Annotated in this window: 22 protein-coding genes and 2 pseudogenes; 8 read left to right on the plus strand and 16 right to left on the minus strand. The window is 61.1% G+C overall.

Going from position 1 to position 23,422, the window contains the following annotated elements:
• Positions 1–10: 10 nt before the first annotated feature.
• From sixA to M1B34_RS30260, 3 genes are read right to left on the minus strand one after another with little or no spacing between them, the layout of a single operon-like run.
• Positions 11–460, minus strand: a complete 450-nt coding sequence (gene sixA, locus M1B34_RS30250) for a phosphohistidine phosphatase SixA (protein ID WP_268267043.1) — start codon at positions 458–460, stop codon at positions 11–13.
• Positions 457–804: a DUF4389 domain-containing protein gene (locus M1B34_RS30255; RefSeq protein WP_268263338.1), complete on the minus strand. Its 348-nt coding sequence runs from the start codon at positions 802–804 to the stop codon at positions 457–459. Before M1B34_RS30255 ends, sixA begins: the two co-directional genes overlap by 4 nt.
• An 18-nt stretch (positions 805–822) precedes the next feature.
• Positions 823–1,848 (minus strand): NAD(P)H-dependent glycerol-3-phosphate dehydrogenase, encoded by a 1,026-nt coding sequence (locus tag M1B34_RS30260; protein ID WP_123330270.1) that lies wholly within the window; start codon positions 1,846–1,848, stop codon positions 823–825.
• Between the two features lie 183 nt (positions 1,849–2,031).
• Between M1B34_RS30260 and M1B34_RS30265 the strand changes: the two genes are divergently transcribed.
• From M1B34_RS30265 to fabB, 5 genes and pseudogenes are all read left to right on the plus strand, one after another.
• On the plus strand, positions 2,032–4,149 hold the full coding sequence (locus M1B34_RS30265) for a TonB-dependent receptor plug domain-containing protein (RefSeq protein WP_268267044.1): 2,118 nt from the start codon (positions 2,032–2,034) through the stop codon (positions 4,147–4,149).
• Positions 4,150–4,171: 22 nt separating this feature from the next.
• Positions 4,172–5,083, plus strand: a complete 912-nt coding sequence (locus M1B34_RS30270; protein ID WP_268263340.1) for an ABC transporter substrate-binding protein — start codon at positions 4,172–4,174, stop codon at positions 5,081–5,083.
• Positions 5,080–6,980, plus strand: a pseudogene (locus M1B34_RS30275) (ATP-binding protein). Before M1B34_RS30270 ends, M1B34_RS30275 begins: the two are co-directional and overlap by 4 nt.
• Before the next feature lie 247 nt (positions 6,981–7,227).
• Positions 7,228–7,743 (plus strand): 3-hydroxyacyl-[acyl-carrier-protein] dehydratase FabA, encoded by a 516-nt coding sequence (gene fabA, locus M1B34_RS30280; RefSeq protein ID WP_011060067.1) that lies wholly within the window; start codon positions 7,228–7,230, stop codon positions 7,741–7,743.
• Positions 7,744–7,754: 11 nt separating this feature from the next.
• The gene (fabB, locus tag M1B34_RS30285) at positions 7,755–8,969 is read left to right on the plus strand and encodes a beta-ketoacyl-ACP synthase I (protein WP_123330264.1); all 1,215 of its coding nucleotides are present in this window, start codon (positions 7,755–7,757) and stop codon (positions 8,967–8,969) included.
• A gap of 86 nt (positions 8,970–9,055) precedes the next feature.
• On the opposite strand, the gene M1B34_RS34340 is transcribed toward fabB, so the two are convergent.
• From M1B34_RS34340 to M1B34_RS30300, 4 genes and pseudogenes are all read right to left on the minus strand, one after another.
• Positions 9,056–9,919, minus strand: a complete 864-nt coding sequence (locus M1B34_RS34340) for a methyl-accepting chemotaxis protein (RefSeq protein WP_425273446.1) — start codon at positions 9,917–9,919, stop codon at positions 9,056–9,058.
• A pseudogene (locus M1B34_RS34345) lies at positions 9,911–10,681 on the minus strand (MCP four helix bundle domain-containing protein); the annotation flags it as partial. The gene M1B34_RS34340 and the pseudogene M1B34_RS34345, both read right to left, overlap by 9 nt.
• Before the next feature lie 138 nt (positions 10,682–10,819).
• On the minus strand, positions 10,820–11,284 hold the full coding sequence (locus M1B34_RS30295) for a DUF3859 domain-containing protein (RefSeq protein WP_268263342.1): 465 nt from the start codon (positions 11,282–11,284) through the stop codon (positions 10,820–10,822).
• A 96-nt stretch (positions 11,285–11,380) separates the two neighbouring features.
• Positions 11,381–12,388 carry an amidohydrolase family protein gene (locus M1B34_RS30300; protein ID WP_425273559.1) on the minus strand — a complete coding sequence of 336 codons (1,008 nt, stop codon included), beginning with the start codon at positions 12,386–12,388 and terminating at the stop codon, positions 11,381–11,383.
• A gap of 178 nt (positions 12,389–12,566) precedes the next feature.
• Here M1B34_RS30300 and M1B34_RS30305 point away from each other — a divergent pair, with 178 nt between their 5' ends.
• Both M1B34_RS30305 and M1B34_RS30310 read left to right on the plus strand, forming a co-directional pair.
• Entirely contained in the window at positions 12,567–12,983 is a 417-nt protein-coding gene (locus M1B34_RS30305) for an OsmC family protein (RefSeq protein ID WP_123330256.1), read from the plus strand.
• 63 nt (positions 12,984–13,046) lie between these two features.
• Entirely contained in the window at positions 13,047–13,919 is an 873-nt protein-coding gene (locus tag M1B34_RS30310; RefSeq protein ID WP_268267046.1) for a pirin family protein, read from the plus strand.
• A 78-nt stretch (positions 13,920–13,997) separates the two neighbouring features.
• Here the strand turns inward: M1B34_RS30310 and M1B34_RS30315 are convergent, their stop codons facing one another.
• The 4 genes from M1B34_RS30315 to M1B34_RS30330 all read right to left on the minus strand — a co-directional run bounded on the left by M1B34_RS30315 (position 13,998) and on the right by M1B34_RS30330 (position 17,713).
• Positions 13,998–14,726 carry a dienelactone hydrolase family protein gene (locus M1B34_RS30315; protein WP_123330252.1) on the minus strand — a complete coding sequence of 243 codons (729 nt, stop codon included), beginning with the start codon at positions 14,724–14,726 and terminating at the stop codon, positions 13,998–14,000.
• A gap of 67 nt (positions 14,727–14,793) precedes the next feature.
• Positions 14,794–16,698: a molecular chaperone HtpG gene (gene htpG, locus M1B34_RS30320; protein ID WP_268267047.1), complete on the minus strand. Its 1,905-nt coding sequence runs from the start codon at positions 16,696–16,698 to the stop codon at positions 14,794–14,796.
• Between the two features lie 89 nt (positions 16,699–16,787).
• Complete coding sequence (locus M1B34_RS30325) at positions 16,788–17,240, minus strand: PaaI family thioesterase (protein WP_268267048.1); 453 nt, start codon at positions 17,238–17,240, stop codon at positions 16,788–16,790.
• Positions 17,237–17,713 (minus strand): PaaI family thioesterase, encoded by a 477-nt coding sequence (locus tag M1B34_RS30330; RefSeq protein ID WP_268267049.1) that lies wholly within the window; start codon positions 17,711–17,713, stop codon positions 17,237–17,239. Before M1B34_RS30330 ends, M1B34_RS30325 begins: the two co-directional genes overlap by 4 nt.
• Positions 17,714–17,872: 159 nt before the next feature.
• Here M1B34_RS30330 and M1B34_RS30335 point away from each other — a divergent pair, with 159 nt between their 5' ends.
• Positions 17,873–18,124 (plus strand): hypothetical protein, encoded by a 252-nt coding sequence (locus M1B34_RS30335; protein WP_123330246.1) that lies wholly within the window; start codon positions 17,873–17,875, stop codon positions 18,122–18,124.
• A 99-nt stretch (positions 18,125–18,223) separates the two neighbouring features.
• On the opposite strand, the gene M1B34_RS30340 is transcribed toward M1B34_RS30335, so the two are convergent.
• From M1B34_RS30340 to sucC, 5 genes are all read right to left on the minus strand, one after another.
• Positions 18,224–18,697 (minus strand): hypothetical protein, encoded by a 474-nt coding sequence (locus tag M1B34_RS30340; RefSeq protein ID WP_268267050.1) that lies wholly within the window; start codon positions 18,695–18,697, stop codon positions 18,224–18,226.
• 48 nt (positions 18,698–18,745) lie between these two features.
• Complete coding sequence (locus M1B34_RS30345) at positions 18,746–19,483, minus strand: DUF599 domain-containing protein (protein WP_268263349.1); 738 nt, start codon at positions 19,481–19,483, stop codon at positions 18,746–18,748.
• Between the two features lie 167 nt (positions 19,484–19,650).
• Entirely contained in the window at positions 19,651–20,964 is a 1,314-nt protein-coding gene (gene brnQ, locus M1B34_RS30350) for a branched-chain amino acid transport system II carrier protein (protein ID WP_268263350.1), read from the minus strand.
• A 361-nt stretch (positions 20,965–21,325) separates the two neighbouring features.
• Complete coding sequence (sucD, locus tag M1B34_RS30355) at positions 21,326–22,207, minus strand: succinate--CoA ligase subunit alpha (protein ID WP_095191616.1); 882 nt, start codon at positions 22,205–22,207, stop codon at positions 21,326–21,328.
• A complete protein-coding gene (sucC, locus tag M1B34_RS30360; RefSeq protein WP_017127972.1) occupies positions 22,207–23,373 on the minus strand; it encodes an ADP-forming succinate--CoA ligase subunit beta in 1,167 nt (388 codons plus the stop codon). The genes sucD and sucC overlap by 1 nt, the downstream gene beginning before the upstream one ends.
• Between the last annotated feature and the right edge of the window lie 49 nt (positions 23,374–23,422).

Consider the following 23,422-nt stretch of genomic DNA (forward strand, 5'->3'; position numbering starts at 1 on the left):
GCGGCAGGTTTCAAACGTGGTGAACCTGGTTGAGGCTCATCAGCCCGGCCAATGGCCAGTCACCTTCCAGCTCGGCGAGGCTGGCGGTGCCCATCGGCTGCGGGCTGCGCAGATGGCCGTACTGCAGCAGGCTGATCAGGCTGCCCACCAAAGGTTGGTGGCTGACCAGCAGCAGGTTGTCGGCGCTGTTGAGCTGTTCCAGGGCGGCCAAGGGATTGCTCTCGGGGGTCAGCCAGGACACGGTGCGGATCTCGCCGGCAAACCCCAGGGCTTCGCGCACCAATTGCGCCGTCTGCTGGGCCCGCACATAGGGGCTGGCGAGGATCGCGCCGATGGGCTGGCCGATCAGCTGCGCAGCACTCTCGAGCACTTCCTTGCGGCCATGCTCGGTCAGGTTGCGCTCGGCATCGCTGCGGGCCTGGGACTCGGCTTCACCGTGGCGCAGTACCCAGAGCTTCATAGCTTGGGCTCCTCGTCACGGGCCGGGTGAGGCGCGGGCGGCACGCTATGGGGAGCTTCGCCTTCAGGTGCACGGGGCGTCGGCCAATCGGCGAATGGCCACGGTTTCTGGTCACTATGGAAGCTGCCGAAACGGCCGATCTGCGCCAGGAACTGGCTCAGGCTGTCGCCGAAATTCATCATGCTGGCGCTGGGCGCGCTGTAGATCAGGCGATAAATCAGTTGCACCAGCACCAGGGCACCGAGGATGAACTGCGCCACTTGCCAGACCAGCAGGTACACCAGCATCCACAACACACGCAGGAGGATGGACTCGTATTTGCCTTCGGGATTCGTATCGTTCATGTCTCGCTCCTGTGCCACTCAGTTGAAGCCACTGGTGGAAATAAAGTCGACGTCGGTTTTCGGCTCGCCACGCATCAGCAACTCGATCACCTGGTTCAGGGTACGCCCTTCAAACAAAATCGCATGCAGCCCGGCCACCAGCGGCATGTACACCCCCAGTTCCTGCGCCTTGACCTTGAGTACCTTAAGGGTGTTGACGCCCTCGGCCACTTCGCCGAGACGGGTCACCGCCTCGTCCAGGCTCAAACCCTGGCCCAGGGCGAAACCGACCTGGTAGTTACGGCTTTTGGGCGAAGAACAGGTGACGATCAAATCGCCCACGCCGGCCAGGCCGAGGAAAGTCATGGGGTTGGCACCCTGGCTCACGGCAAAGCGAGTCATCTCGGCCAGGGCCCGGGTAATCAACATGCTCTTGGTGTTCTCGCCCATGCCCAGGGCGACCGCCATGCCGGCGATGATCGCGTAGACGTTCTTCAGCGCACCGCCCAGTTCGACACCAAAACGGTCGGCACTGGCATAGACGCGGAAGGTCCGGCCATGCAACGCCGCCTGGACGCGCTGGCAGAGTTCTTCGTCTTCACTGGCGACCACGGTGGCGGTCAGGGCGTGCTCGGCCACTTCCCGCGCCAGGTTCGGCCCCGACAGCACACCGATCCGCGCTTGCGGGGCGATGTCCTGGAGGATCTCGCTCATCAATTTGAAGCTCTGGGCCTCGATGCCTTTGGTCAGGCTGACCAGCAGCTTGCCGCCGAGCAACTCGGCGTGGGGCGCCAGCACCGTGCGCAGGGCGCTGGAGGGCAAGGCGACAAAGCACAAGTCGCACTGATTGAGGGTGGCCAGCAGATCCGTGACCGGCTCCACCGCCGGGTGGATCTTGATGCCTTTGAGGTAGCGCGGATTCTCGCGATTGACCCGAATGGCCTCGGCCTGCTCGGGATCACGCATCCATTGCCGCACCTGATGACCGTTCTCGGCCAGCAGATTGGCCACGGCGGTACCAAAACTTCCGCCTCCCAGGACCGCGATAGGGTGCTGTTCAGTCATATGCAATCCGTCAATCCATACCAGTGGCGATGGCGCATTATACGGGGCAGCCCTGCGACCACCAGCCCCCACAACGATTCGCGCACTTGTCGAGAACAGCCGGGGAATGTCGGCCTTCTCGACTGGAAAACTCGACCATCTCGGTTAACATGCGCGCCCATTCCCTGGATTCTAGGCTGCACCTTGTACTCAGGACCTTCCCGCCCTTCGTTGCTGCTGGCGCTGATGTTCAGCCCCTTGGTGCTGGCCGACGATCTGTTTCTCCGGCACCTGCCTTTGCCGCAGGTACTCACGGCTACCCGCCTGAAACAGTCGCCGGCGGCCGTACCCGGCAGCATGACCCTGATCGACAGCGAACTGATCGAGGCCAGCGGCGCCCGGGACATCAGCGAGTTGCTGCGGCTGGTGCCGGGAATGATGGTCGGCGCCATCAATGGTAACCAGGCAGCGGTGAACTACCACGGCAGCAATGCCAGCGAAGCGCGACGCATGCAGGTGCTGATCGACGGTCGCTCGGTGTATCGCGCGGGCCTGGCCACCGTGGACTGGAGTGACATCCCGGTGGCCCTGGAGGACGTCGAGCGTATCGAGGTGTTTCGCGGCCCCAACACCGTCAGCTACGGGGCCAATGCGCTGATGGCGGTGGTCAATATCATCACCCGCGCACCGGCCGACAGCCACGGCACAAGGTTCAAGGTCACCCGTGGCCAGCGCGGCATCAGCGACTGGTACGCCAGCCAGGGCAGCGCCTGGGACGGCGGCGCCCTGCGTCTGTCGTTGTCCGGCCAGGAAGACGACGGCTTCGACACCGACCGCAACGGCGCCGATTATCGCGACAGCAGGCGCCTGAACCGCTTCAACCTGGCTGTCAGCCAGACCCTCGATGAGCAGCAGAGCCTGGACTGGCAACTGAACGCCAAAGACGGCACCAACCAACGACCCTATACCTATCGCCCGGTGTTTGCCGGCATCACCGACGCCGGCAACAACTCCGATGTGATCGCCAAGGACTACGCCGGTTCAGTGCGCTGGAACCTGGAGCTGAACCCGGAGCACAGCCTTTATATACAGGGCTCGGCCCAACACTGGGATCGACAGCAGACCTGGCGGGCCTGTGACGCCGCCCTGTCCTTCAGCCCCGAGCTGACACGCCTGTGGCAACTCAACCCGAACTACGCCGAGCGCCTGGTGCGCAACATCGGCAGTTTTATCGGCCCCGGAGCCCCCGCCGGCAGCACCGCAGAGCGCGACCTGGGGAATCAGGTCATCGCCCAGTGGCAGGCGGGTGGCAAAGACACGGTGTGCGGCGTCATCGACCAGAGCGCCCGAGAGTCGCGCTATGACCTGGAGTTGCAAGACACCCTGAGCCTGTCCGACAGCCTGCGGCTGGTCAGCGGCATGAACTATCGTTACGACCGGGCCGATTCCGAGACCTACTTCAATGGCACTCTCGATGACACCACGTGGCGCGCGTTCGGCCATCTAGAATGGCGGGCCAGCGAGCACTGGCTGCTCCAGGGCGGGGCAATGTACGAAGACACCCGATTGACCGGCGACTCCCTGACCCCGAGGGTGGCGATCAATTACCTGATCAACCCGCGCCATGGCCTGCGGGCGGTGTACTCCGAGGCCATTCGCTCGCCAGACATGTTCGAGAACAACGTCAACTGGAGCTATCGGGTCACCGAGCTGACACCCAGGGTCGCCGGCCAATCCAGCGCCGAATACTTCGTCAAGACCCGGGGCCCGGGCAACCTCGACCAGGAGCACATGCGCTCCCGCGAGCTGGGCTACAACGGTTTCTTCGTCGACCTGGGGCTCAACCTCGACGTGAAGCTGTTCCATGACGAAATCAGCGGCATGGTCAGCGAACCCTTGCGCAACAACCAGTACATCGCCAGCAACGGCAACTCGGCACGCTTCTCCGGCGCCGAAACCCAACTGGACTGGCGCCTGAGCTGGGCCGACCGGCTGCGCCTGACCTACGCCTATGTCCACGCCGACGCCAGCAACCCCCTGGACCAGCGCCTGACCGCCAGCCACAGCGGCTCGGCAGGCTGGATGCGCAACTGGGGCCGTGGCTGGTCCAGCGCCCTCTTTTACTACGGCGACAACGCCCTCAACGGCTACCGTTTCGAACGCGTCGACAGCCGTATCGCCAAGCGTTTCAGGCTGGGCCGAGGCAACCTGGAACTGGCCGGCATGCTGCAGCAACGCCTGGACCACCAGCCCACCACCTTTATCGACAACCACTACGAACAGCGTCACGTGGTCTATTTCAGTGCGGAGCTGGAGCTCTAGCATGCGCCCAGGCCAGCCAAGGATGACGCCTGCCCCGGGCCGCACGCTCGTGGCCGGCCTGCTGTTGCTGGCCAGCCTGCTGCTGGTGCTGCCGAGCCGGGCCGCCGAGGTGCTGTTGACCGGTGGCGAAGACAATGCCGGCGTCCAGGCCTTCACCCAGGCCCTGGCCGCACAGCGCCCGGCCGACACCGTGCGCTTTGTACCGCTGCACGACCTGCCCGCCGCCAGCAAGCTGCCCCCGGCCACACGCCTGATTCTGCTGGACAGCGACAGCCTCGACTGGCGCCTGCAGGATGCCCATGGCCCGATGACGCTGGTGTTGCGCATCAGCCGCTTGCAGGCCCAGGCCCGCCCTCAGGGCCCGGCCTGGCAACGCTTGAGCCTGCTGTGGAGCGACCCGCCCCTGGGACGCCAACTGCGCCTGATCCGCGCCATCCTGCCCCAGGCCCGGCGCGTCGGCGTGTTGTACGGCGCCGACAGCCAGTTCCTGCTCAAGGAGCTGCAACCCGAGGCCAAGCGCCTGGGCCTGGAGATCGTCGGCAAACGCTGGGACAACCCTTACGACAGCCGCCCGCTGCAAGACTTGCTGAAAAGCAGCGACGTACTGCTGGGGCTGGACGACCCGAACCTGTTCAACCCCAAGACCGCCAAGAACCTGCTGCTCAGCAGCTACGCCCGACAGTTGGCGCTGGTCGGCCCTGATGCCGCATTCGTCAAGGCGGGCAGCCTGGCCAGCACCTACAGCGACCAACAGGATTGGCTGCTGACCCTCCACGACCTGCTTGACCAGCCGCCCACGCACTGGCCACGCTCGCTGTACCCACGACACTTCAAGGTGTTGAGCAACCCACAAGTGGCCCGCTCGCTGGGTATCGAAGAGATTGACCCAGGCCAGGTCGCGACCCGGCTGGCAGAAGGAGAAACCCGCCCATGACCTTCCGACGCCATTGGGATATCCACACCCGTACCCAGATCATCAGCCTTGGCCCGGCCCTGCTGCTGACCTTGCTGTTGATCAGCTTCTTCACCTTCGTGCGGATCCAGGACTTGCGCCAGGAGCTCAACCACACGGGCCAACTGATCGCCAACCAACTGGCACCGGCTACCGAATACGGGGTGATTTCCGGCAACAGCGAAGGCCTGGAAAGCCTGCTCAAAGCCACCCTGGCCACGCCCCACGTGCACTTTCTCGAAGTCCAGGACAGTGCCAACAATATTCTGGTGTACGTCGAGCAACCCTCGGCCAACCACCGCCGTGCGCAGCAGGTCAAAGTCTTCCAGGCCCCGGTGCGGCTGCAGCGGATTCAACTGCACAACGACTTTTTCCAGAACGACGACGTCAACGTCCCCACCTCGGGCGACGGTTACCTGGGCCGAGTGATCGTCGGCATGTCGAATGACGCCTTCAGCGAACGCCAGCAGGAGATCGTCCTCAAGGCCGCGGTGCTGGCGCTCTGCGCCCTGCTGTTCACCTTTCTCCTGGCACGCCGCCTGGCGTCCAGCCTGTCGCAGCCCATCAGCGCCATGGGCCAGGCGGTCAAGGCGATCCAGGAAGGCGACTTCAAGACGCCCTTGCCGATCGTCGATGACGCCGAGCTGGGGGACTTGGCGCGGCACATCAACAACCTCGCCGCTGGCCTCGAACAGGCCAGCCAGGAACAGCAACAAGCCATGGCCCAGTTGATCCAGACCCGCGAAGAAGCGGAGCGAGCGAACAAGGCCAAGTCGGACTTCCTGGCCATGATGAGCCACGAACTGCGCACACCGATGAACGGCGTGCTGGGCATGCTGCAATTGCTGGAAACCACCGAGATGACCCAGGAGCAGAGCGAATACGCGGCCCTGGCCTCGGAATCCACCGAGCACTTGCTGAAGGTCATCAACGACATCCTCGACTTCTCGCGCATCGAGCGTTCGGCCCTGGAGCTGGAACATATCCCGTTCAACCTGGGCGAGTTGATCGTCAGTTCGGCCCAGGCCTTCCAGCACAGCGCGGCGCAACGTGGCCTCGACCTGCAACTGCGCCTGCCCCCAGGGATGGCGTCGTTGCAGGTCAAGGGCGACCCGACGCGGATCCGCCAGATCCTGGTCAACCTGATCGGCAACGCCTTGAAATTCACCGAACGCGGCAGCGTCACCGTCGAGCCGCACTGGCAGACCCTGGACCATGAGTTGCTGTGGTTCACCTGCAGCGTGCGCGACAGCGGGATCGGCATCAGCGCGGACAGCCTGGAGCTGATGTTCAATGCCTTCCAGCAGGCCGACAGCTCGATTTCCCGGCGTTACGGCGGCACCGGCCTGGGGCTGCCGATCGCCCGCACCCTGGCCGAGCGCATGGGCGGCACCCTGCGCGCCCAGAGCGAAGAAGGCCGCGGTTCGGTGTTTACCCTGGAGATACCCCTGGCGCTGTTCCAGCACAACCCGCCGGCACTGGCACCCCGCGTACCCAGCAGCGATACCCACGGCGAAGGGCGCAACGTGCTGCTGGTGGAGGACAATCCGGTCAACCAGACAGTGATCCAGGCCATGCTGCGCAGCCTGGGCTTCAATGTGAGCATCGCCAGCGACGCGCCCAGGCCATTCGCAGCGCGGAGAGCCTGATCTTCGAAGCGATCCTGATGGATTGCCGCTTGCCGCTGATCGATGGCTACGAAGCCACCCGGCAAATCCGCCAACTGCCCGGCTGCGCCGATCTGCCGATCATTGCCCTGACCGCCAACGCCTTGCAGGGCGACCGAGAAACCTGCCTCTCCGCGGGCATGAGCGATTACCTGGCCAAGCCTTTCAAACGCGCGGACCTGCAGCAAATTCTCCAGCGCTGGGTGCAATAGCTGGCAGTTTTCGACCATCTGCGACTGGCGTGATGGGCGAAAGTGCGGCAGTCTTAGGCACCCGAACGGACCCGGAAACGGGCCGGTCAAAAAATTTCAGTGCACAAGTGTACATTCATGTTCCTTGTGCTGTGACTTTCACCACAACGCAATAGTCTATGAGTAGGCTGCCGGCTCGAGGCATGAACGCTTCGATCGGCCGGGAAGATTTGCCCCACCTGCCGCATGGGACTATTGAGGAGCTCGCATGACCAAACAAAACGCCTTTACTCGGGAAGACCTGCTGCGCTGCAGTCGCGGTGAGCTGTTCGGCCCAGGTAACGCGCAACTGCCCGCCCCGAACATGCTGATGGTGGATCGCATCACCCATATCAGTGAAGAGGGTGGCAAGTACGGCAAAGGTGAGTTGGTCGCCGAGCTGGATATCACTCCAGACCTGTGGTTCTTCGCCTGCCACTTCGAAGGTGATCCGGTGATGCCGGGCTGCCTGGGCCTGGATGCCATGTGGCAACTGGTCGGTTTCTTCCTCGGCTGGCAAGGCCTGCCGGGCCGCGGCCGTGCGCTGGGCTCGGGCGAAGTGAAATTCTTCGGCCAAGTGCTGCCGACCGCCAAGAAAGTCACCTATAACATTCACATCAAGCGCGTCCTCAAAGGCAAGCTGAACATGGCCATCGCCGATGGTTCGGTCAGCGTCGACGGCCGCGAAATCTACACCGCCGAAGGCCTTCGGGTCGGCGTCTTCACCTCCACTGACAACTTCTAAGGGTTATCCGCATGCGCCGCGTCGTTATCACTGGTCTGGGCATCGTTTCGTGCCTGGGCAATGACAAAGAGACCGTCTCCGCTAACCTGCGTGCAAGTCGCCCTGGCATCCGCTTCAACCCGGAATATGCCGAAATGGGTCTGCGTAGCCAGGTTTCCGGCTCCATTGACCTGCCCCTCGAAGAACTGATCGATCGCAAGATCTACCGCTTCGTCGGCCACGCTGCTGCCTACGCCTACCTGGCCATGAAAGACGCCATCGCCGACTCCGGCCTGAGCGAAGACCAGGTATCGAACGTGCGCACCGGCCTGATCGCCGGTTCGGGTGGCGCGTCCACCCTGAACCAGATGGAAGCGCTGGATATCCTGCGCGAAAAAGGCGTCAAGCGTGTTGGCCCGTACCGCGTCACGCGGACCATGGGCAGCACCGTTTCCGCCTGCCTGGCCACCCCGTTCCAGATCAAGGGCGTGAACTACTCGATCTCCTCCGCTTGCGCCACCAGTGCCCACTGCATTGGTACTGCGGTCGAGCAGATCCAGCTGGGCAAGCAGGACATCGTATTCGCCGGCGGCGGTGAAGAAGAACATTGGAGCCAGTCGTTCCTGTTCGACGCCATGGGCGCACTGTCCACCCAGTACAACGAAACCCCGGAAAAGGCCTCCCGCGCCTACGACGCCAAGCGTGACGGCTTCGTCATCGCCGGCGGTGGCGGCATGGTGGTGGTCGAGGAGCTGGAACACGCTCTGGCCCGTGGCGCGAAGATCTACGCGGAAATCGTCGGCTACGGCGCCACTTCCGACGGCTACGACATGGTCGCACCAAGCGGCGAAGGCGCCATCCGCTGCATGCAGATGGCCATGTCCACCGTGGATACCCCGATCGACTACCTGAACACCCACGGCACCTCGACTCCGGTCGGTGATGCCAAGGAAATGGAAGGCGTGCGTGCGGTATTCGGCGACAAGGCTCCAGCCATCAGCTCCACCAAGAGCCTGTCGGGTCACTCCCTGGGCGCCGCTGGCGTTCACGAAGCGATCTACTGCTTGCTGATGATGGAAGGCAACTTCATGGCCGGTTCGGCCAACATCGACGAGATCGATCCGGTCGTCGCCGATATGCCGATCCTGACCAAGACCGTTGAAAACGCAAAAATCGACACCGTAATGAGCAACAGCTTCGGCTTCGGTGGCACCAACGCCACCCTGGTCCTGAAACGCTGGAAATAAGCTACAAACGGTAAGCCACAAGCTTCAAGCCTAAAGCAGCTCGCCTGCTTGGGGCTTGAAGCTTGTCACTGGCAGCAGCTCCCCTCCTACACCGAAAACCGCGCCACCATGCTATTCAGGTCCACCGCCAACCGCGACAGCTCGTGGCTGGCTGCGCTGGTCTGATTGGCACCCGCCGATGTCTGCAACGCCAAATCACGAATATTCATCAGATTACGGTCCACCTCCCTGGCCACTGCCGCCTGCTGTTCCGAGGCGCTGGCAATCACCAGGTTGCGCTCGTTGATCAGGGTGAACGCCGAGGCGATGTCTTCCAGGGCCTGCCCCGCTGCCCTGGCCACCTCCAGGGTCGAGTGGGCGCGACTGTTGCTCTGCTGCATCGAGCTGACCGCCAGGTCCGTGCCCTGTTGAATGCCACTGATCATCTGTTCGATTTCCCGGGTCGACTGCTGGGTGCGATGAGCCAGGGCCCGTACCTCGTCCGCCACCACGGCAAAACCCCGACCGGCATCACCAGCCCGCGCCGCCTCGATTGCCGCATTCAACGCCAGCAAGTTGGTCTGCTCAGCGATGGAGCGAATCACTTCCAGCACCTTGCTGATGCCATAGACCTTCTGCGCCAAGTCTTCGACCTGGCTGGCGTTGGCGGTCACGTCCTCGGCCAGGGATTGAATCGATGACACTGTCTGCTGCACCTGTTGGCGACCGTGCTGGGCAATCCGGTCGGACTCCCGGGACGCTTCGGAGGTGGCCACCGCATTGCTCGCCACCTCCTCCACCGCCGCGGTCATCTGGTTCACCGCCGTGGCCGCCTGCTCGATCTCCAGGCTCTGCTGGTGCAGGCCGCGGGTGGCATCTTCAGTGACACTGCTGAGCTCTTCCGAGGCCGAGGCCAACTGGCTGGAGGAGTCGGAGATGCGCCGGATGGTATCGCGCAGGCTCTGTTGCATGACCTTGAGGGCTTGCTGCAGGCGTGCCGGCTCATCCTTGCCCTCGACCTGGATCACAGCGGTCAGGTCGCCGCTCGCCACCACTTCGGCGACACCCAGTGACTGCACCAAAGGCCGCACAATGCTGCGGGTCAACACCAGCGCCAGGCCAATAGTGATCAGCGCCGCCACGGCGATCATCACCACCACCCAGACCCGGGAACTGCTGAACACCGCCCGAGCCAGGTCAGTAGCCTGGGTCGCGCTTTGCTTGTTCAGTTCGGTCAGGTCGTACAGGGTCGCCGCCATCTGGTCGGCCAACTGGTTCATCTCGCCGTTGACCACCTTGGCCGCCTCTTCCAGCTGGTTCTGGCTGGAGTGGGCCATCACCTGCTCCTGGCGTTCCAGGTACTGCTGCTCGATGACCTTGAAGCGATCGAACAGCTCACGCTCACGGGGCAGGACAATCAAGGCTTCATAACGCGCCTGGGCGGCGCTCAAGCCGGTCTTGATCTCAGCGATCTTGCTGGTGTTCTGTGTCACCGACTGGGGGTCGCGATTGATCAGCAGGCGCAGGGTCAAGGCACGAATCCGTAACAGATCCTGACTCATCTCGCCCACCGCCATCACGCTGGGTAGCCAGTTGCGCTCTACCGCTTCGGACTGCTGGCGCATATTGGCCATCTGCATCAGGGCGAACGCCCCGAGGCCAAACACCATCAGCGCCAACAACCCAAAACCCAGGCCGGCACGGGGTGCAATATTAAGATTTCTTAGGCTCATTCTCTGGTTCCTTCCAAGAGCACTGCATCGTCCATGCAGTCGGCTGCTTTAGAAGGTATCGGCCCTTGGAAAATTTGCGTAAGACGAAAACGTGATATCAAACCGCCCAAGCACTTCGATACTTGGGCGTAAAACGATTCAGCGCACGGTGAAACGCTGCTGGGCCAACAAACGGTCCCCTTGGAACACCATAAAACGCCACTCACCGGGCACCACCTCATGGCTTTCGGTGAATTCGTAGGCCATGACTTCCTGAGGCGCACCCGGCACCAGCTTCTGAGTCACTTCAAACTTGTCGTGGCGCAGGCCATCGGCGGTGCGGATGCCCGGGGTGAAATACAGCAGGGTCAAGGGCACATCCTCGGCCACTTTACCCACCAACTGATAACGCATGCCGAACTTGGTCCCCAGCTTGGCCGGCACCACCTCGGTCTGCAGGATGGCTTCGTTGTTGCGGCGCAACACCCGCTCGCCGGACTGCAATTGGGCCTTGGGGCCTTCAAACACGCCGTATTCCACCGGGCCTTCAACGTGAACTTCGGCAGAGGCCAGGCCACTGAGCAGCATCAGCGCCGCCAGTGCGCTTAAACGAGTGAGGTGCATATCGCGCTCCTTGATTGAGATGGCGCGAGCCTATGACGCAGGCATGACAGGCTGATGACATTCCCACAGCGGCGCGCAGCAGCCCCGGGCCGGGCCTTATCGGGCGGCCGAGCGCGGCAGGATCGCCAGGAAGTTATCCCGCGCCACCCGGCGGGCCACGTCCTCGGGCAAGGCGTCGAGAAATGGATCGAAGGCGGTCAAGGCCTTGCCCAATTTGTTGAAACGCCCGACCACGTCCGAGCCGAGCATAAAGCGCTCAGGAAAGCGCTGGACCAGCGCCAGCCATTCAGGGCGGGGCTTGCCGGCATCGTCCAGCAAGTAAGGCCTGAGCACGCTCCAGGACAGGTCCACGTACAGATTGGGGTAGGCCTCGAGCAGCCGCGTCAGGGTTGGCAGGAGAAAATCCAGCTGCACCTGATGGCGGTGGATTTCCATGCTGGTCCCGGCGTGGGCCCAGATGAATCGCGTGTGGGGATGATTGCGCAGCGGCTCTTCGATCTCCGCCAGGTACAGCGGGTTGCGTTCACGCTTGGAGGTGATGTTGGAGTGCAGCATCACCGGCAGGTCGTTCTCCGCCGCCAGGTGGTAGATGCGGGTCATGGCTTCGTTGTTGGCCCTGGGGGTGTCGCCGGAGGTCAGTGCGGTGAGATCGTCATGCCGGGTAAAGACCTCCCCCAGCCCCTGCCAAAAGCCCGGATTGAGGTCCAGCATGCGCTGGATATGGGCGGCGGAGTTCTTGTCATTGGGGTTGAAGCCCGACAGAAACGGATGAAAGCGCCGCCGCTGCTCCGCAGGCATCTGGTTGACCGCCGCCGCCACCAGCACATCGGTGGCGCTGTACCAGTAAGCGTCGGCATCATCACCGGCGTAGTAGCGGGGACGCTTGGGCTCGTCTTCATGCCATTTCTTGGCCACCGGAATACCGGAAATCATTACATGCTCGATCCGATTGTCGTCCATGGCCTTGAGCAGCTTGTCCATGCCGGCCGACTCCTGGAAAAAATCCACGTAATGCAGGTGCGCGTCGCTGTAGGCATAACCCTTGGGCAGATTATTTCGCTGGACATCGTCACCGGCCTGGACCCAGGCGCCGGGTAGCAACAACAGCAAAGCCGTCAGGTGAGTCCAGTGCACGGGGCAATCTCCAGCAAGGTCGAGCAGGATAGACCCTCGGCCACCAGCAGCGGTTCAGAAAAGAGGAACGCTCGCAGCGATGAATGCTCTATAACTTCAGCACCTTTAGTAAGCCCGTTCCGACATCCATTACTGCCCGAGGTTTGCCATGACCATCACCGTCAATACCGAGTCCAGCGAAGGTTTTCGCCACAGCATCCAGATCGACGACCATCAACTCTTTGCCGACCTGCCCGTCAGCGCCGGTGGCGAGGGATCGGCGCCGGAACCCCATGACTTCTTCGACGCCGCCCTCGGGGCCTGCAAGGCGCTGACCCTCAAGCTGTATGCGCAGAAAAAGAACATCCCGCTCACCGGCGTCACGGTGGAGGTCAAGCACGACAATAGCCAAGAGCAGAAAGGCCTGTACGCCCTGCACGTCAAACTCACTCTCAAGGGCGTGCTCACCGACGCCCAGCGTGACGAATTGCACCGTGTGGCCGACCGCTGCCCGATTCATAAACTGATGACCAGCGCCGAAGTCACGGTCGAAACCCATCTCTCCGAAGGCGCCTTCAGCCAATAACGCCCAGGCCTGTCGAAGCGGGTTATGCTCCTCGGCATCACCCGCCCAGCCTGGAATACCGCCATGCCGACTTCCCTGGTAATCCGTCCCCGCGCCGAAGACGTCGAAGGCCAACCCATCCTTCGGCCACTGCCTTCAGCTCAGTGCCGCAGCGTCGGGCCCTTCGTATTCTTCGATCACATGCTCAGCACCCGCTACCCGGCCGGGCATGGGATGAATATCCGCCAGCATCCGCACATTGGCCTGTCCACCCTGACCTACCTGTTCGAAGGGCAGATCCAGCACAAGGACAGCTTGGGCTCCGACCAAGTGGTGCAAGCCGGGGACGTCAGCTGGATGACTGCCGGCAGCGCCATCGCCCATGTCGAACGCACCCCGCAGGCGCTCCGAGACCAAGGCTTCAGCCTGCATGGCCTGCAAGTCTGGCTGGCCTCGCCCAAGGAGCATGAACAAGGGCCGGGGCATTACAGCCATCACCCGGCGACCAGCTTGCCGGTCAGCGATAACCTCGGCGTACGCATCCGTATGATCGCCGGTTCAGGCTTCTGCCTGGAGTCGCCGGTGCCGGTGCTCTCCCCCACCCTCTACGCCGAAGTACAGATGCAGACCGCCACCAGCCTGCTGATTCCCGATGAGCATCAGGAACGCGCACTGTATGTGCTGGAAGGTGAAGCACAGTTGGAGGGCGAGACGCTGGAACCTCATTCGCTGGTGGTCCTGCCAGCGGGAGACAGCGCCACGCTGTTTGCTGAAACCGAGTGCCACCTGATGATCCTGGGCGGTGCGCCGCTGGATGGGCCACGGCGGATCAACTGGAACTTCGTGGCCAGCGACCCGGCACGAATCGATGACGCACGCCGACGCTGGGCGGCCGGGGATTGGCCAAGGGTACCAGGGGAGGTTGAGCGGATCGAGTTGCCGGGAAGCAAGGCTTGAGGTTGGAGCCGGCCGGATTATCGGCATCGCCGGCAAGCCGGTTCCTACAGTAGGAGCGCGCTTGCCGGCGATCAGGCATCAGCCCTTGAACACTTCATCCAGCAGGTTGTGCATGGCGGTAAAAGCTCGGGCAGAGGTCTTGGCGTCATACATCATTTTGCCCGGCACGTTGGCGTGGGGGTCGGTGAAGGAATGCACCGCACCGCCGTAGCTGAGCAGCTGCCAGTCCACGCCTGCCGCATCCATTTCCGCCTCGAACGCCGGCAACTGGGCCTTGTCCACCAGCGGGTCGGCAGCGCCGTGCAGCACCAGCACCGAACCGCTGATGTTCTTGGCATCGGCCGGGGTCGGCGTATCCAGGGTGCCGTGGAACGACACCGCCGCTTTCACCGGGGCACCGGTACGCGCCAGCTCGAGGGAGCAGCAACCACCAAAACAGAAGCCGAACGTGGCCAGCTTCGAAGTATCGACAGCCGCTTCCGACTGACCTTGCAGTTGTTCGAACGCCGCCTGCATGCGCTTGCGCAGCAGTGCCCGGTCATTTTTCAGCGGCATCATCGCGGCGCCGGCTTCATCGCCGTTTTGCGGACGCACACGTTGCCCGTAGAGATCAGCGATCAACACCACATAGCCCTTGCCGGCCACGGCCTTGGCAATCTCTTCGGCCCCGGCGCTGACACCCATCCAGTTCGGCGCCATCAGCAAGCCCGGCTGCGGGCCCTGGTGGCTGGCATCAAAGGCCAGGCGGCTTTCATAAGACTGGCCATCAACCTGATAGACCACGGAACGCACGGTGACTTGGCTCATCATTTTCTCCAGTTGAAGTTCGCTAGAACGAAAAACCCCGCCGAAGCGGGGTTTTCTTGCTACGAGGTTAAACCGACAGTTCAACCAACAGCTTGTTCAGGCGGCGCACATAGGCCGCCGGGTCCTTCAAGCTGTCGCCGGCCGCCAGGGCCGCCTGATCGAAGAGGATGTGCGACAGGTCGCCAAAACGCTCTTCGCTCTGCTCGTTGTCGAGTTTCTCGATCAACGGGTGAGTCGGGTTGAATTCGAAGATCGGCTTGGAGTCCGGCACCTTCTGCCCGCTGGCTTCAAGGATCTGACGCATTTGCAGGCCCAGGTCTTGTTCGCCAATGGCCAGGATTGCCGGGGAATCGGTTAGACGGTGGGAAACCCGCACTTCGCTGACCGACTCGCCCAGGGCAGTCTTGATCCGCTCAACCAAACCTTCTTTGGTCTTGGCGACTTCCTCGGCGGCCTTCTTGTCCTCTTCCGAGTCCAGGTTGCCCAGGTCCAGGTCGCCACGAGCCACGTCGACAAACCCTTTGCCGTCGAAATCGCTGAGGTAGCTCATCAGCCACTCGTCGATACGGTCGGTGAGCAACAGCACTTCGATGCCTTTCTTGCGGAAGACTTCCAGGTGCGGGCTGTTCTTCACCTGGGCGTAGGTTTCGCCGGTCAGGTAGTAGATCTTGTCCTGACCTTCCTTGGCGCGGGCCAGGTACTCGGACAGGGCGACGTTTTGCTCGCCATCATCACCTTGGGTCGAGGCGAAACGCAGCAGGCCGGCGATTTTTTCCTTGTTGGCGAAATCTTCAGCCGGGCCCTCTTTCATGACCTGGCCGAAGTTTTTCCAGAAGCCTTTGTATTGCTCAGGCTCGTTCTTCGCCAGTTTTTCCAGCATGTCGAGGACGCGCTTGGTCAGTGCCGACTTCATGGAATCGATGATCGGGTCTTTCTGCAGGATTTCCCGCGAGACGTTCAGGGACAGGTCGTTGGAATCGACCACGCCCTTGATGAAACGCAGGTACAGCGGCAGGAAGGACTCGGCCTGATCCATGACGAAGACACGCTGCACATACAGCTTCAGGCCTTTCGGCGCTTCACGCTGGTACAGGTCGAACGGCGCGCGGGCCGGCACATAGAGCAGCGAGCTGTATTCCAGCTTGCCTTCGACCTTGTTGTGGCTCCAGCTCAGCGGGTTCTCGAAGTCGTGAGCGATGTGCTTGTAGAACTCCTGGTATTCCTCGTCCTTGACCTCGGTGCGCGGACGGGTCCACAGGGCGCTGGCGCGGTTGACGGTTTCCCATTCCAGCGCCGGGGCCTCTTCACCTTCGGCAGCGGCCTGTTCTTTCGGCAGCTCGATCGGCAAGGCGATGTGGTCAGAGTACTTCTTGATGATGTTGCGCAGGCGCCAGCCATCGGCGAATTCGTCTTCGCCGGACTTCAGGTGCAGCACGATGCGGGTACCGCGATCGGCCTTCTCGACGGTGGCGACTTCAAACTCGCCCTCGCCCTTGGACGACCAATGCACGCCTTCGCTGGCGGCCAGACCGGCACGGCGGCTGAACACTTCAACCTGGTCGGCGACGATAAACGCGGAGTAGAAACCGACACCGAACTGACCGATCAGGTGCGAGTCCTTCTTCTGGTCGCCGCTGAGGTTTTTCATGAAGTCGGCGGTGCCGGACTTGGCGATGGTCCCCAGATGGGTGATCACATCTTCACGGCTCATGCCGATGCCGTTGTCTTCGAGGGTGACGGTTTTCGCGTCCTTATCGAAGCTCACACGGATTTTCAGTTCGGCGCCACCTTCCAGCAACTCAGGCTTGGACAAGGCTTCGAAGCGCAATTTGTCGACGGCGTCAGAGGCGTTCGAGATCAATTCGCGAAGGAAGATTTCCTTGTTGGAATACAGCGAATGGATCATGAGGTGCAGCAGTTGCTTCACCTCGGTCTGGAAGCCCAGGGTTTCCTTTTGAGTTTCCACACTCATGGTCATCAAACTCCAAATCAGATGGCATAAGCCGTAACCAAAGGGCCAACGGCGGGATGTCATCAAAGTTGGGGGTTGATCCGAGGATTTCAAGGGCTGGGACATTCCTCAATCTTGAAATGTGCCCGAGCAGTGGCAATCGGTTCGGCTTCGGTGCTTTGCCACGCGGTAATGGCGACGTTGGCCACCCGCCGTCCCTGGCGACAGACCTGGCATGTGGCGTAGGTGTCGCGAAACTGCCCGGCACGCAGGTAATCCAGGGAGAAGTCGATGATTTTTGGCACCCCAGGAGAGCCGGTGAACACCAACAGATGCAAGGCTGCCGCCAGCTCCATGAAACCGGCAATCACCCCACCGTGGATGGCCGGCAGCAAAGGGTTACCGATGTTGTCTCGGTTGGCCGGCAGACAAAACAGCAGTTCGTCACCCAATCGCGAGCATTCGACACCGATCAATTTGGCGTAGGGGATGCGCTGCAACAGCAATCCATAGTCGCCGCGCTCGTGGGCCTGCCTCAGTTGTTCCTTGAAGTCTTCAGTCATTGCCCTTGTCCTTTCAACGCGCCGGCGAAGCCCTTGCTGCCCCTGATCCCTGTGCCCATGCGCATAAAGGTGCCGACCGCATGGGCAATCGGCTGCTCGGGATCGTCCTGATAGGCAAAGCCGCGGATAAAGATCACGTCTGTGGTCACTCGATAGCACTGGGCAAACCCGTATACGTCCTTGTGGGGCTCGGCGGAACGCATGTAGTCGATGCGCAGGTCCAGGGTCGGGCAGACCTCGAACTCCGGCAACGCGCATAAGGTGGCCATGCCACAGGCGCTGTCCATCAACGAGGTCAGGGCTCCGCCGTGAATCACCCCGGTCTCGGGGTTGCCGACAATTTGCGGGCTGTAGGGGAGGCTCAAGGTGATGCCGTCCGTCGAGGCGCTGCGCACCTCAAGGCCCAGCACCTGACAGTGCCGCAGAGCCGACAGGAAACGTGTCGCACGCTCAAAAATAGGGGTTTGCGCCATGGCCGGAAGTCTCTGTTTAGTGTTGCAACACCGCAGTTAACAAAGAGCGTAAAAGTTCCAACAAAAGCGAACTTTATATATCTGTGAACTACGAGGAACTTAAGCTTTGCGGCTGTGCTCGAAAGGCCACTAGATATCTTCAATAAGGAGAAACACCCCATGCGTAAGACTTTAGCTATTGCCCTGATGCTGACCGCTTCCCTCGGTCTCGCTGCCTGCGATAAAAAATCCGAGGACAAAGCTCAAGATGCCAACCAACATGCTGAGCAAGCTCAACAGAAAATGAACGAGGCTCAGGATAAAGTGAACGACGCGGCGAAAGAAAACGCCGAAGCCGCCAAAGATCAGGCTGAATCCAACAAAGCCGCTGCTGAAGAGAACGCCACTGAAGCAGCGCCTAAAACCAACTAACCGTGGTTTTAGTGCAGAACAAAAAAGCCCGCCTCGCGCGGGCTTTTTCTTGCCCGTAAAACAGGCTGCCCATGAGGGAAAGAATAAACACGTCGAAGACTAGTTTCCCGCCTCCGGGAACACCTCGTCCCGTTGCGGGGGCATCTGCAACGAGGGCATCAGCCCTTCGTCATTGACCGGAGCCTCCAGCCTGTAATGCAAGGTGCTGGTAGTCGGCAGCAAGCGGATTGGGAAGTCGTAACCCACGGCAAACGGCGCCAGCCATTGGCGCGCCTGATACCCCGGAGCCGCAATGCTCATGTAGCAAGGATGAGGGGTGTCCTGTGGCGAACGGCCGGCCAATACCATGACCCACTCCCAGTCGGTCGCTTCCTCGACCTCAAAGCCGCCGTCATCGCGGGTCAGGAACCGCGCACCACAGAACACCCCTTTGGCCCCCGCAATCGGCACGCCGCTCATGGCGTCCACCACCTGGCCACGGGCCTGTCCGTTCAGGTACAGGGTTTGCACTCGACAGCCCGACAACACAAAAAACAACAAGCACAAACACTTCAGGGCACGGGAGTTGTTCATCGGTCATATCCTTTTAACCGGGCACAGGCCCATCGATAGATAGTGAGATCAAACGCCCTCTTTGGCCCCATCGCTCACAGGCATTTCAGTCGGGGTATAGACCATGACGTCCAGTACATCGGAATGAAACTCCCGCTGATACAACACGAACACCACCCCGGCACTCATCAGCATGAACAACCAGGGGCTGACGAACCAGGCCAGCATGGTCATGCCGAAGTAATAGGAACGCAAACCGAAGTTGAACTGGTTGGCCGCCATGGAGATCACCCGCGCCGCCCGCGAGGCAAAGGCCTTGCGCTCCTGCTCGGAAACATGACGCTCACCGATCATCGGTGCCGACCCCACCAGCACCGCGGCAAAGTTGTACTGGCGCATGCACCAACTGAAGGTGAAGAAGGCGTAGACAAATACCAGCGCCAGGCACAGCAGTTTGATCTCAGACATACCCTGGGATGCTTGCTGGACCATGGGGATGTCCGCCAACAGCGACACCGCACGCTCCGATGCACCGAGCACGGTGAGAATACCGGCCAGGATAATCAGGGTGCTGGAGGCAAAGAACGAGGCATTGCGTTCCAGGTTACCGATCACGCTGGCGTCGGCAATGCGGTTGTCCCGCAGCAGCATGCGGCGCATCCAGTCTTCACGGTACAGGTGCATCACACTGGCCAGGCAGGCAGTATCGCGCCCTTTCCAGGTGGCGTAGCGGGTGTAACCGCCCCAACAGATGGCAAACCACAGGGCAGCGAGGATATGGACCAGGTTGGCTTCAACGAACGACATGCAATTCCCTATCAAGGCGTTGGCAGAGGGTAAAACAAACAGGCACTGCTTCGACGCCGCAGCAGTGAAAAAGACACCCGCCAGCGCCCATAAAAAATGCCCCGTATCGATGGATACGGGGCATTTCGGTCACCCCTCAAGGCCCGCTTGTGGCGAGCCCGGGGCGATCAAGCCAAGACTTCGGCGCGCTTGCCCAGCATGCGGTCGCAGACCACTGCCAGCACCAGGACAATCACCGAAGGCACCAGCCAGGCCAGGCCTTGCTGGCTCAACGGCAGGTCGAGCAACACCTGCGGCATACGGCTCGCCAGCGGAGTGCCTTTCAGCGCATCGATGGTGCCGAACAGGAAGGCCACCAGCATCACCGGACCAACAATGCGCCCCTGTTCATGCCAGAAATCCTTGCAGAAGCTCAGGGCGACCAGAGCGATGCAAGGCGGGTAGATGGCGGTCAGCACCGGGATGGAGAAGGCGATCAGCTTGGTCAGGCCCAGGTTGGACACCAGCAGCGAGAACAGCGCAAGGATGATGACCAGCGTCTTGTAGGACAGCGGCAACACCCGGCTGAAGTATTCGGCGCAGGCGCAGGTCAGGCCGACCGCAGTCACCAGGCACGCCAGGGAGATCAGCACCGCGAGGAAACCGCTGCCCAGGGAACCGAAGGTGTGTTGTACATAAGCGTGCAACACCGCAGCACCGTTGTTGGCACCGGCGGCCACTTCATGGCTGCCCGAACCCAGGCGGAACAGGCTGATGTACACCAGCGCCAGGCCGACACCGGCAATCAGCCCGGCAATGATGGCGTAGCGGGTGATCAGGCGCGGCGACTCGACACCCCGAGAGCGGATGGCATTGACGATGACGATGCCGAACACCAGTGCGCCCAGGGTATCCATGGTCAGGTAGCCATTGATAAAACCTTGGGAAAACGGTGCCGCCACGTATTCAGGGGTGGCCGTGCCGATATCCCCCGCCGGCAGCGCGAACGCGGCAATGCCCAACACGGCCAGGGCAATGATCTTCAGCGGCGCCAGGAAGCGCCCAACGGTGTCCAGCAGACGCCCAGGGTACAAGGAAACGAAGAACACCAGGAGGAAGTACACCGAGCTGTAGAGAAACAGCGCCAGCGGGCTTTCACCGGTCAGCGGCGCGAGGCCCACTTCAAAGGACACGGTGGCGGTACGTGGGGTGGCGAACAGCGGACCGACCGCCAGGTAGCACACCGCCGCCAGCAGGCCGCCGGCGACCTTGCCGATGGGGCTGCTCAGCGCATCCATCGCCCCGCCCACCTTGGCCAAGGCCACTACGGTGACCACTGGCAGGCCGACGGCGGTGATCAGGAAGCCCAACGCCGCCATCCAGACATGAGGCCCGGACTGCAAACCGACGATGGGGGGGAAGATGATGTTGCCGGCCCCGACGAACAGGGCAAATGTCATAAAACCAAGTGCCAGGATGTCCTGACCTTTCAACACGTTCATTAAGGAAATACCACACTACTGAATCGGAATTTAGAGAGGGATTTCCCTATGAGTGAGGGAAATGCTGTCAATCCGTATAAGACTGACCCGTTTAGCGCGCCGCGACCTTGTGGGCAGCAGACGCAAAAAGAGGCGGGTAGATTACAGATTTCACAAGACAAACGCACCGTTAGAGGGCGAACTATCTGATAAGCGACATTTCCGTGTCGCGTTTTTGAAAGAAAAGCAGCCATAAGCGGCAAGCAACAGCCTTGGGCTTCAAGCTTGAAGCTAAAAAATCGCCACTTGTAGCTGCCCCAAAACAACAAAAGCCACCCGAAGGTGGCTTTTGTCGTATTGGGGTTTCAGCTAAGCGCGAGGCTTACTTGACAGCCCAACCGGTCAGCTCGGCCAGGGCCTTGCCGATGTCTGCCAGCGAACGCACGGTTTTAACGCCTGCGTCTTGCAGAGCAGCGAATTTCTCGTCTGCTGTGCCTTTGCCGCCAGAGATGATTGCGCCAGCATGGCCCATGCGCTTGCCCGGAGGAGCAGTCACACCAGCGATGTAGGAAACAACCGGTTTGGTCACGTGAGCCTTGATGTAGGCAGCCGCTTCTTCTTCAGCCGAACCGCCGATCTCGCCGATCATTACGATCGCTTCGGTCTTCGGGTCTTCCTGGAACAGTTTCAGGATGTCGATGAAGTTGGAGCCTGGGATCGGGTCACCGCCGATGCCGACGCAAGTCGACTGACCGAAACCGGCGTCAGTGGTCTGCTTAACAGCTTCGTAAGTCAGGGTGCCGGAACGGGAAACGATACCGACCTTGCCTGGCAAGTGAATGTGACCTGGCATGATGCCGATCTTGCATTCGCCTGGGGTGATCACGCCTGGGCAGTTAGGGCCGATCAGGACAACGCCCAGCTCGTCGCACTTAACTTTAGCGTCCAGCATGTCCAGGGTAGGAATGCCTTCGGTGATGCAAACGATCAGCTTGATGCCGCCGAATGCTGCTTCCAGGATGGAGTCTTTGCAGAAAGGAGCTGGAACGTAGATCACGCTGGCGGTGGCGCCAGTGGCAGCTACAGCGTCTTTCACGGTGTTGAACACTGGCAGGCCCAGGTGCTCGGTGCCGCCTTTGCCTGGAGTGACGCCGCCCACCATTTGGGTGCCGTACTCAATGGCTTGCTGGGTGTGGAAACTACCTTGCGAACCGGTAATACCCTGGCAGATAACTTTGGTGTCTTTATTGATCAGGACGCTCATTATTTGCCCTCCGCAGCTTTGACAACTTGTTGAGCAGCGTCGGTCAGGCTGGTAGCAGCGATGATGTTCAAGCCGCTTTCTGCCAGTACTTTAGCGCCCAGTTCAGCGTTGTTACCTTCAAGGCGAACAACAACCGGGATTTTCACGCCGACTTCTTTCACTGCACCGATGATGCCTTCGGCAATCATGTCGCAACGAACGATGCCGCCGAAGATGTTGACCAGTACTGCAGCGACGTTAGTGTCGGACAGGATGATCTTGAAGGCTTCGGTTACGCGTTCTTTGGTAGCACCACCGCCCACGTCGAGGAAGTTGGCTGGTTTGCCGCCATGCAGGTTGACGATGTCCATGGTACCCATGGCCAGGCCAGCACCGTTGACCATGCAGCCGATGTTGCCTTCCAGGGCTACGTAGTTCAGTTCGAACTTGGCAGCGTGCGCTTCGCGCGGATCGTCTTGCGACGGATCGTGGAAAGTCTTCAGCTTAGGCTGACGGTACATGGCGTTGGCGTCGATGTTGATCTTCGCGTCCAGGCAATGCAGATCGCCGTCAGCCTTGATCACCAGCGGGTTCACTTCCAGCAGAGCCAGGTCGTGATCCTTGAACAGCTTGGCCAGACCTACGAAGATCTTGGCGAACTGAGCAACTTGCTTGCCTTCCAGGCCCAGCTGGAATGCCAGCTCGCGACCCTGGAATGGCTGAGCGCCAACCAGTGGATCGATGGTGGCTTTCAGAATTTTTTCTGGAGTGTCGTGAGCGATTTTCTCGATGTCCACGCCACCTTCGGTGGAAGCCATGAACACGATGCGACGGCTCGAACGGTCAACGACAGCGCCCAGGTACAGCTCTTTAGCGATATCAGTGCACGATTCAACCAGGATCTTGGTGACAGGCTGGCCATTGGCGTCAGTCTGATAAGTCACCAGACGCTTGCCCAACCACTGTTGAGCGAATGCTTTAGCGTCTTCTTTGCTGCGAACCAGCTTAACGCCGCCCGCTTTACCGCGACCACCTGCGTGGACCTGGGCTTTAACAACCCACTCCGAACCGCCGATTTTGTCGCAAGCTTCTGCTGCTTCTTCGGGGGTGTCTACCGCGTAGCCTTTGGATACTGGCAGGCCGTACTCAGCGAACAGCTGCTTACCCTGATACTCGTGAAGATTCATGCTTTTTACCGTCTTCGTTAGGTACTGCGCATTCGGCGCTGCGCTCATG

This window comes from Pseudomonas morbosilactucae (assembly GCF_023241715.1).
Lineage (GTDB): Bacteria > Pseudomonadota > Gammaproteobacteria > Pseudomonadales > Pseudomonadaceae > Aquipseudomonas > Aquipseudomonas morbosilactucae.

Excerpts from the sequence above, each read along its gene's own strand:
- M1B34_RS30270 (WP_268263340.1), top strand. The coding sequence starts at position 4,172 with ATGACGCCTGCCCCGGGCCGCACGCTCGTGGCCGGCCTGCTGTTGCTG.
- M1B34_RS30330 (WP_268267049.1), bottom strand. The coding sequence starts at position 17,713 with ATGGCGCAAACCCCTATTTTTGAGCGTGCGACACGTTTCCTGTCGGCT.
- M1B34_RS30335 (WP_123330246.1), top strand. The coding sequence starts at position 17,873 with ATGCGTAAGACTTTAGCTATTGCCCTGATGCTGACCGCTTCCCTCGGT.
- M1B34_RS30305 (WP_123330256.1), top strand. The coding sequence starts at position 12,567 with ATGACCATCACCGTCAATACCGAGTCCAGCGAAGGTTTTCGCCACAGC.
- M1B34_RS30340 (WP_268267050.1), bottom strand. The coding sequence starts at position 18,697 with ATGAACAACTCCCGTGCCCTGAAGTGTTTGTGCTTGTTGTTTTTTGTG.
- fabA (WP_011060067.1), top strand. The coding sequence starts at position 7,228 with ATGACCAAACAAAACGCCTTTACTCGGGAAGACCTGCTGCGCTGCAGT.
- M1B34_RS30310 (WP_268267046.1), top strand. The coding sequence starts at position 13,047 with ATGCCGACTTCCCTGGTAATCCGTCCCCGCGCCGAAGACGTCGAAGGC.
- M1B34_RS30295 (WP_268263342.1), bottom strand. The coding sequence starts at position 11,284 with ATGCACCTCACTCGTTTAAGCGCACTGGCGGCGCTGATGCTGCTCAGT.
- M1B34_RS30260 (WP_123330270.1), bottom strand. The coding sequence starts at position 1,848 with ATGACTGAACAGCACCCTATCGCGGTCCTGGGAGGCGGAAGTTTTGGT.
- M1B34_RS30345 (WP_268263349.1), bottom strand. The coding sequence starts at position 19,483 with ATGTCGTTCGTTGAAGCCAACCTGGTCCATATCCTCGCTGCCCTGTGG.
- sixA (WP_268267043.1), bottom strand. The coding sequence starts at position 460 with ATGAAGCTCTGGGTACTGCGCCACGGTGAAGCCGAGTCCCAGGCCCGC.
- M1B34_RS30315 (WP_123330252.1), bottom strand. The coding sequence starts at position 14,726 with ATGAGCCAAGTCACCGTGCGTTCCGTGGTCTATCAGGTTGATGGCCAG.
- M1B34_RS30325 (WP_268267048.1), bottom strand. The coding sequence starts at position 17,240 with ATGACTGAAGACTTCAAGGAACAACTGAGGCAGGCCCACGAGCGCGGC.
- brnQ (WP_268263350.1), bottom strand. The coding sequence starts at position 20,964 with ATGAACGTGTTGAAAGGTCAGGACATCCTGGCACTTGGTTTTATGACA.
- M1B34_RS34340 (WP_425273446.1), bottom strand. The coding sequence starts at position 9,919 with ATGCAACAGAGCCTGCGCGATACCATCCGGCGCATCTCCGACTCCTCC.
- sucC (WP_017127972.1), bottom strand. The coding sequence starts at position 23,373 with ATGAATCTTCACGAGTATCAGGGTAAGCAGCTGTTCGCTGAGTACGGC.
- fabB (WP_123330264.1), top strand. The coding sequence starts at position 7,755 with ATGCGCCGCGTCGTTATCACTGGTCTGGGCATCGTTTCGTGCCTGGGC.
- sucD (WP_095191616.1), bottom strand. The coding sequence starts at position 22,207 with ATGAGCGTCCTGATCAATAAAGACACCAAAGTTATCTGCCAGGGTATT.
- htpG (WP_268267047.1), bottom strand. The coding sequence starts at position 16,698 with ATGAGTGTGGAAACTCAAAAGGAAACCCTGGGCTTCCAGACCGAGGTG.
- M1B34_RS30255 (WP_268263338.1), bottom strand. The coding sequence starts at position 804 with ATGAACGATACGAATCCCGAAGGCAAATACGAGTCCATCCTCCTGCGT.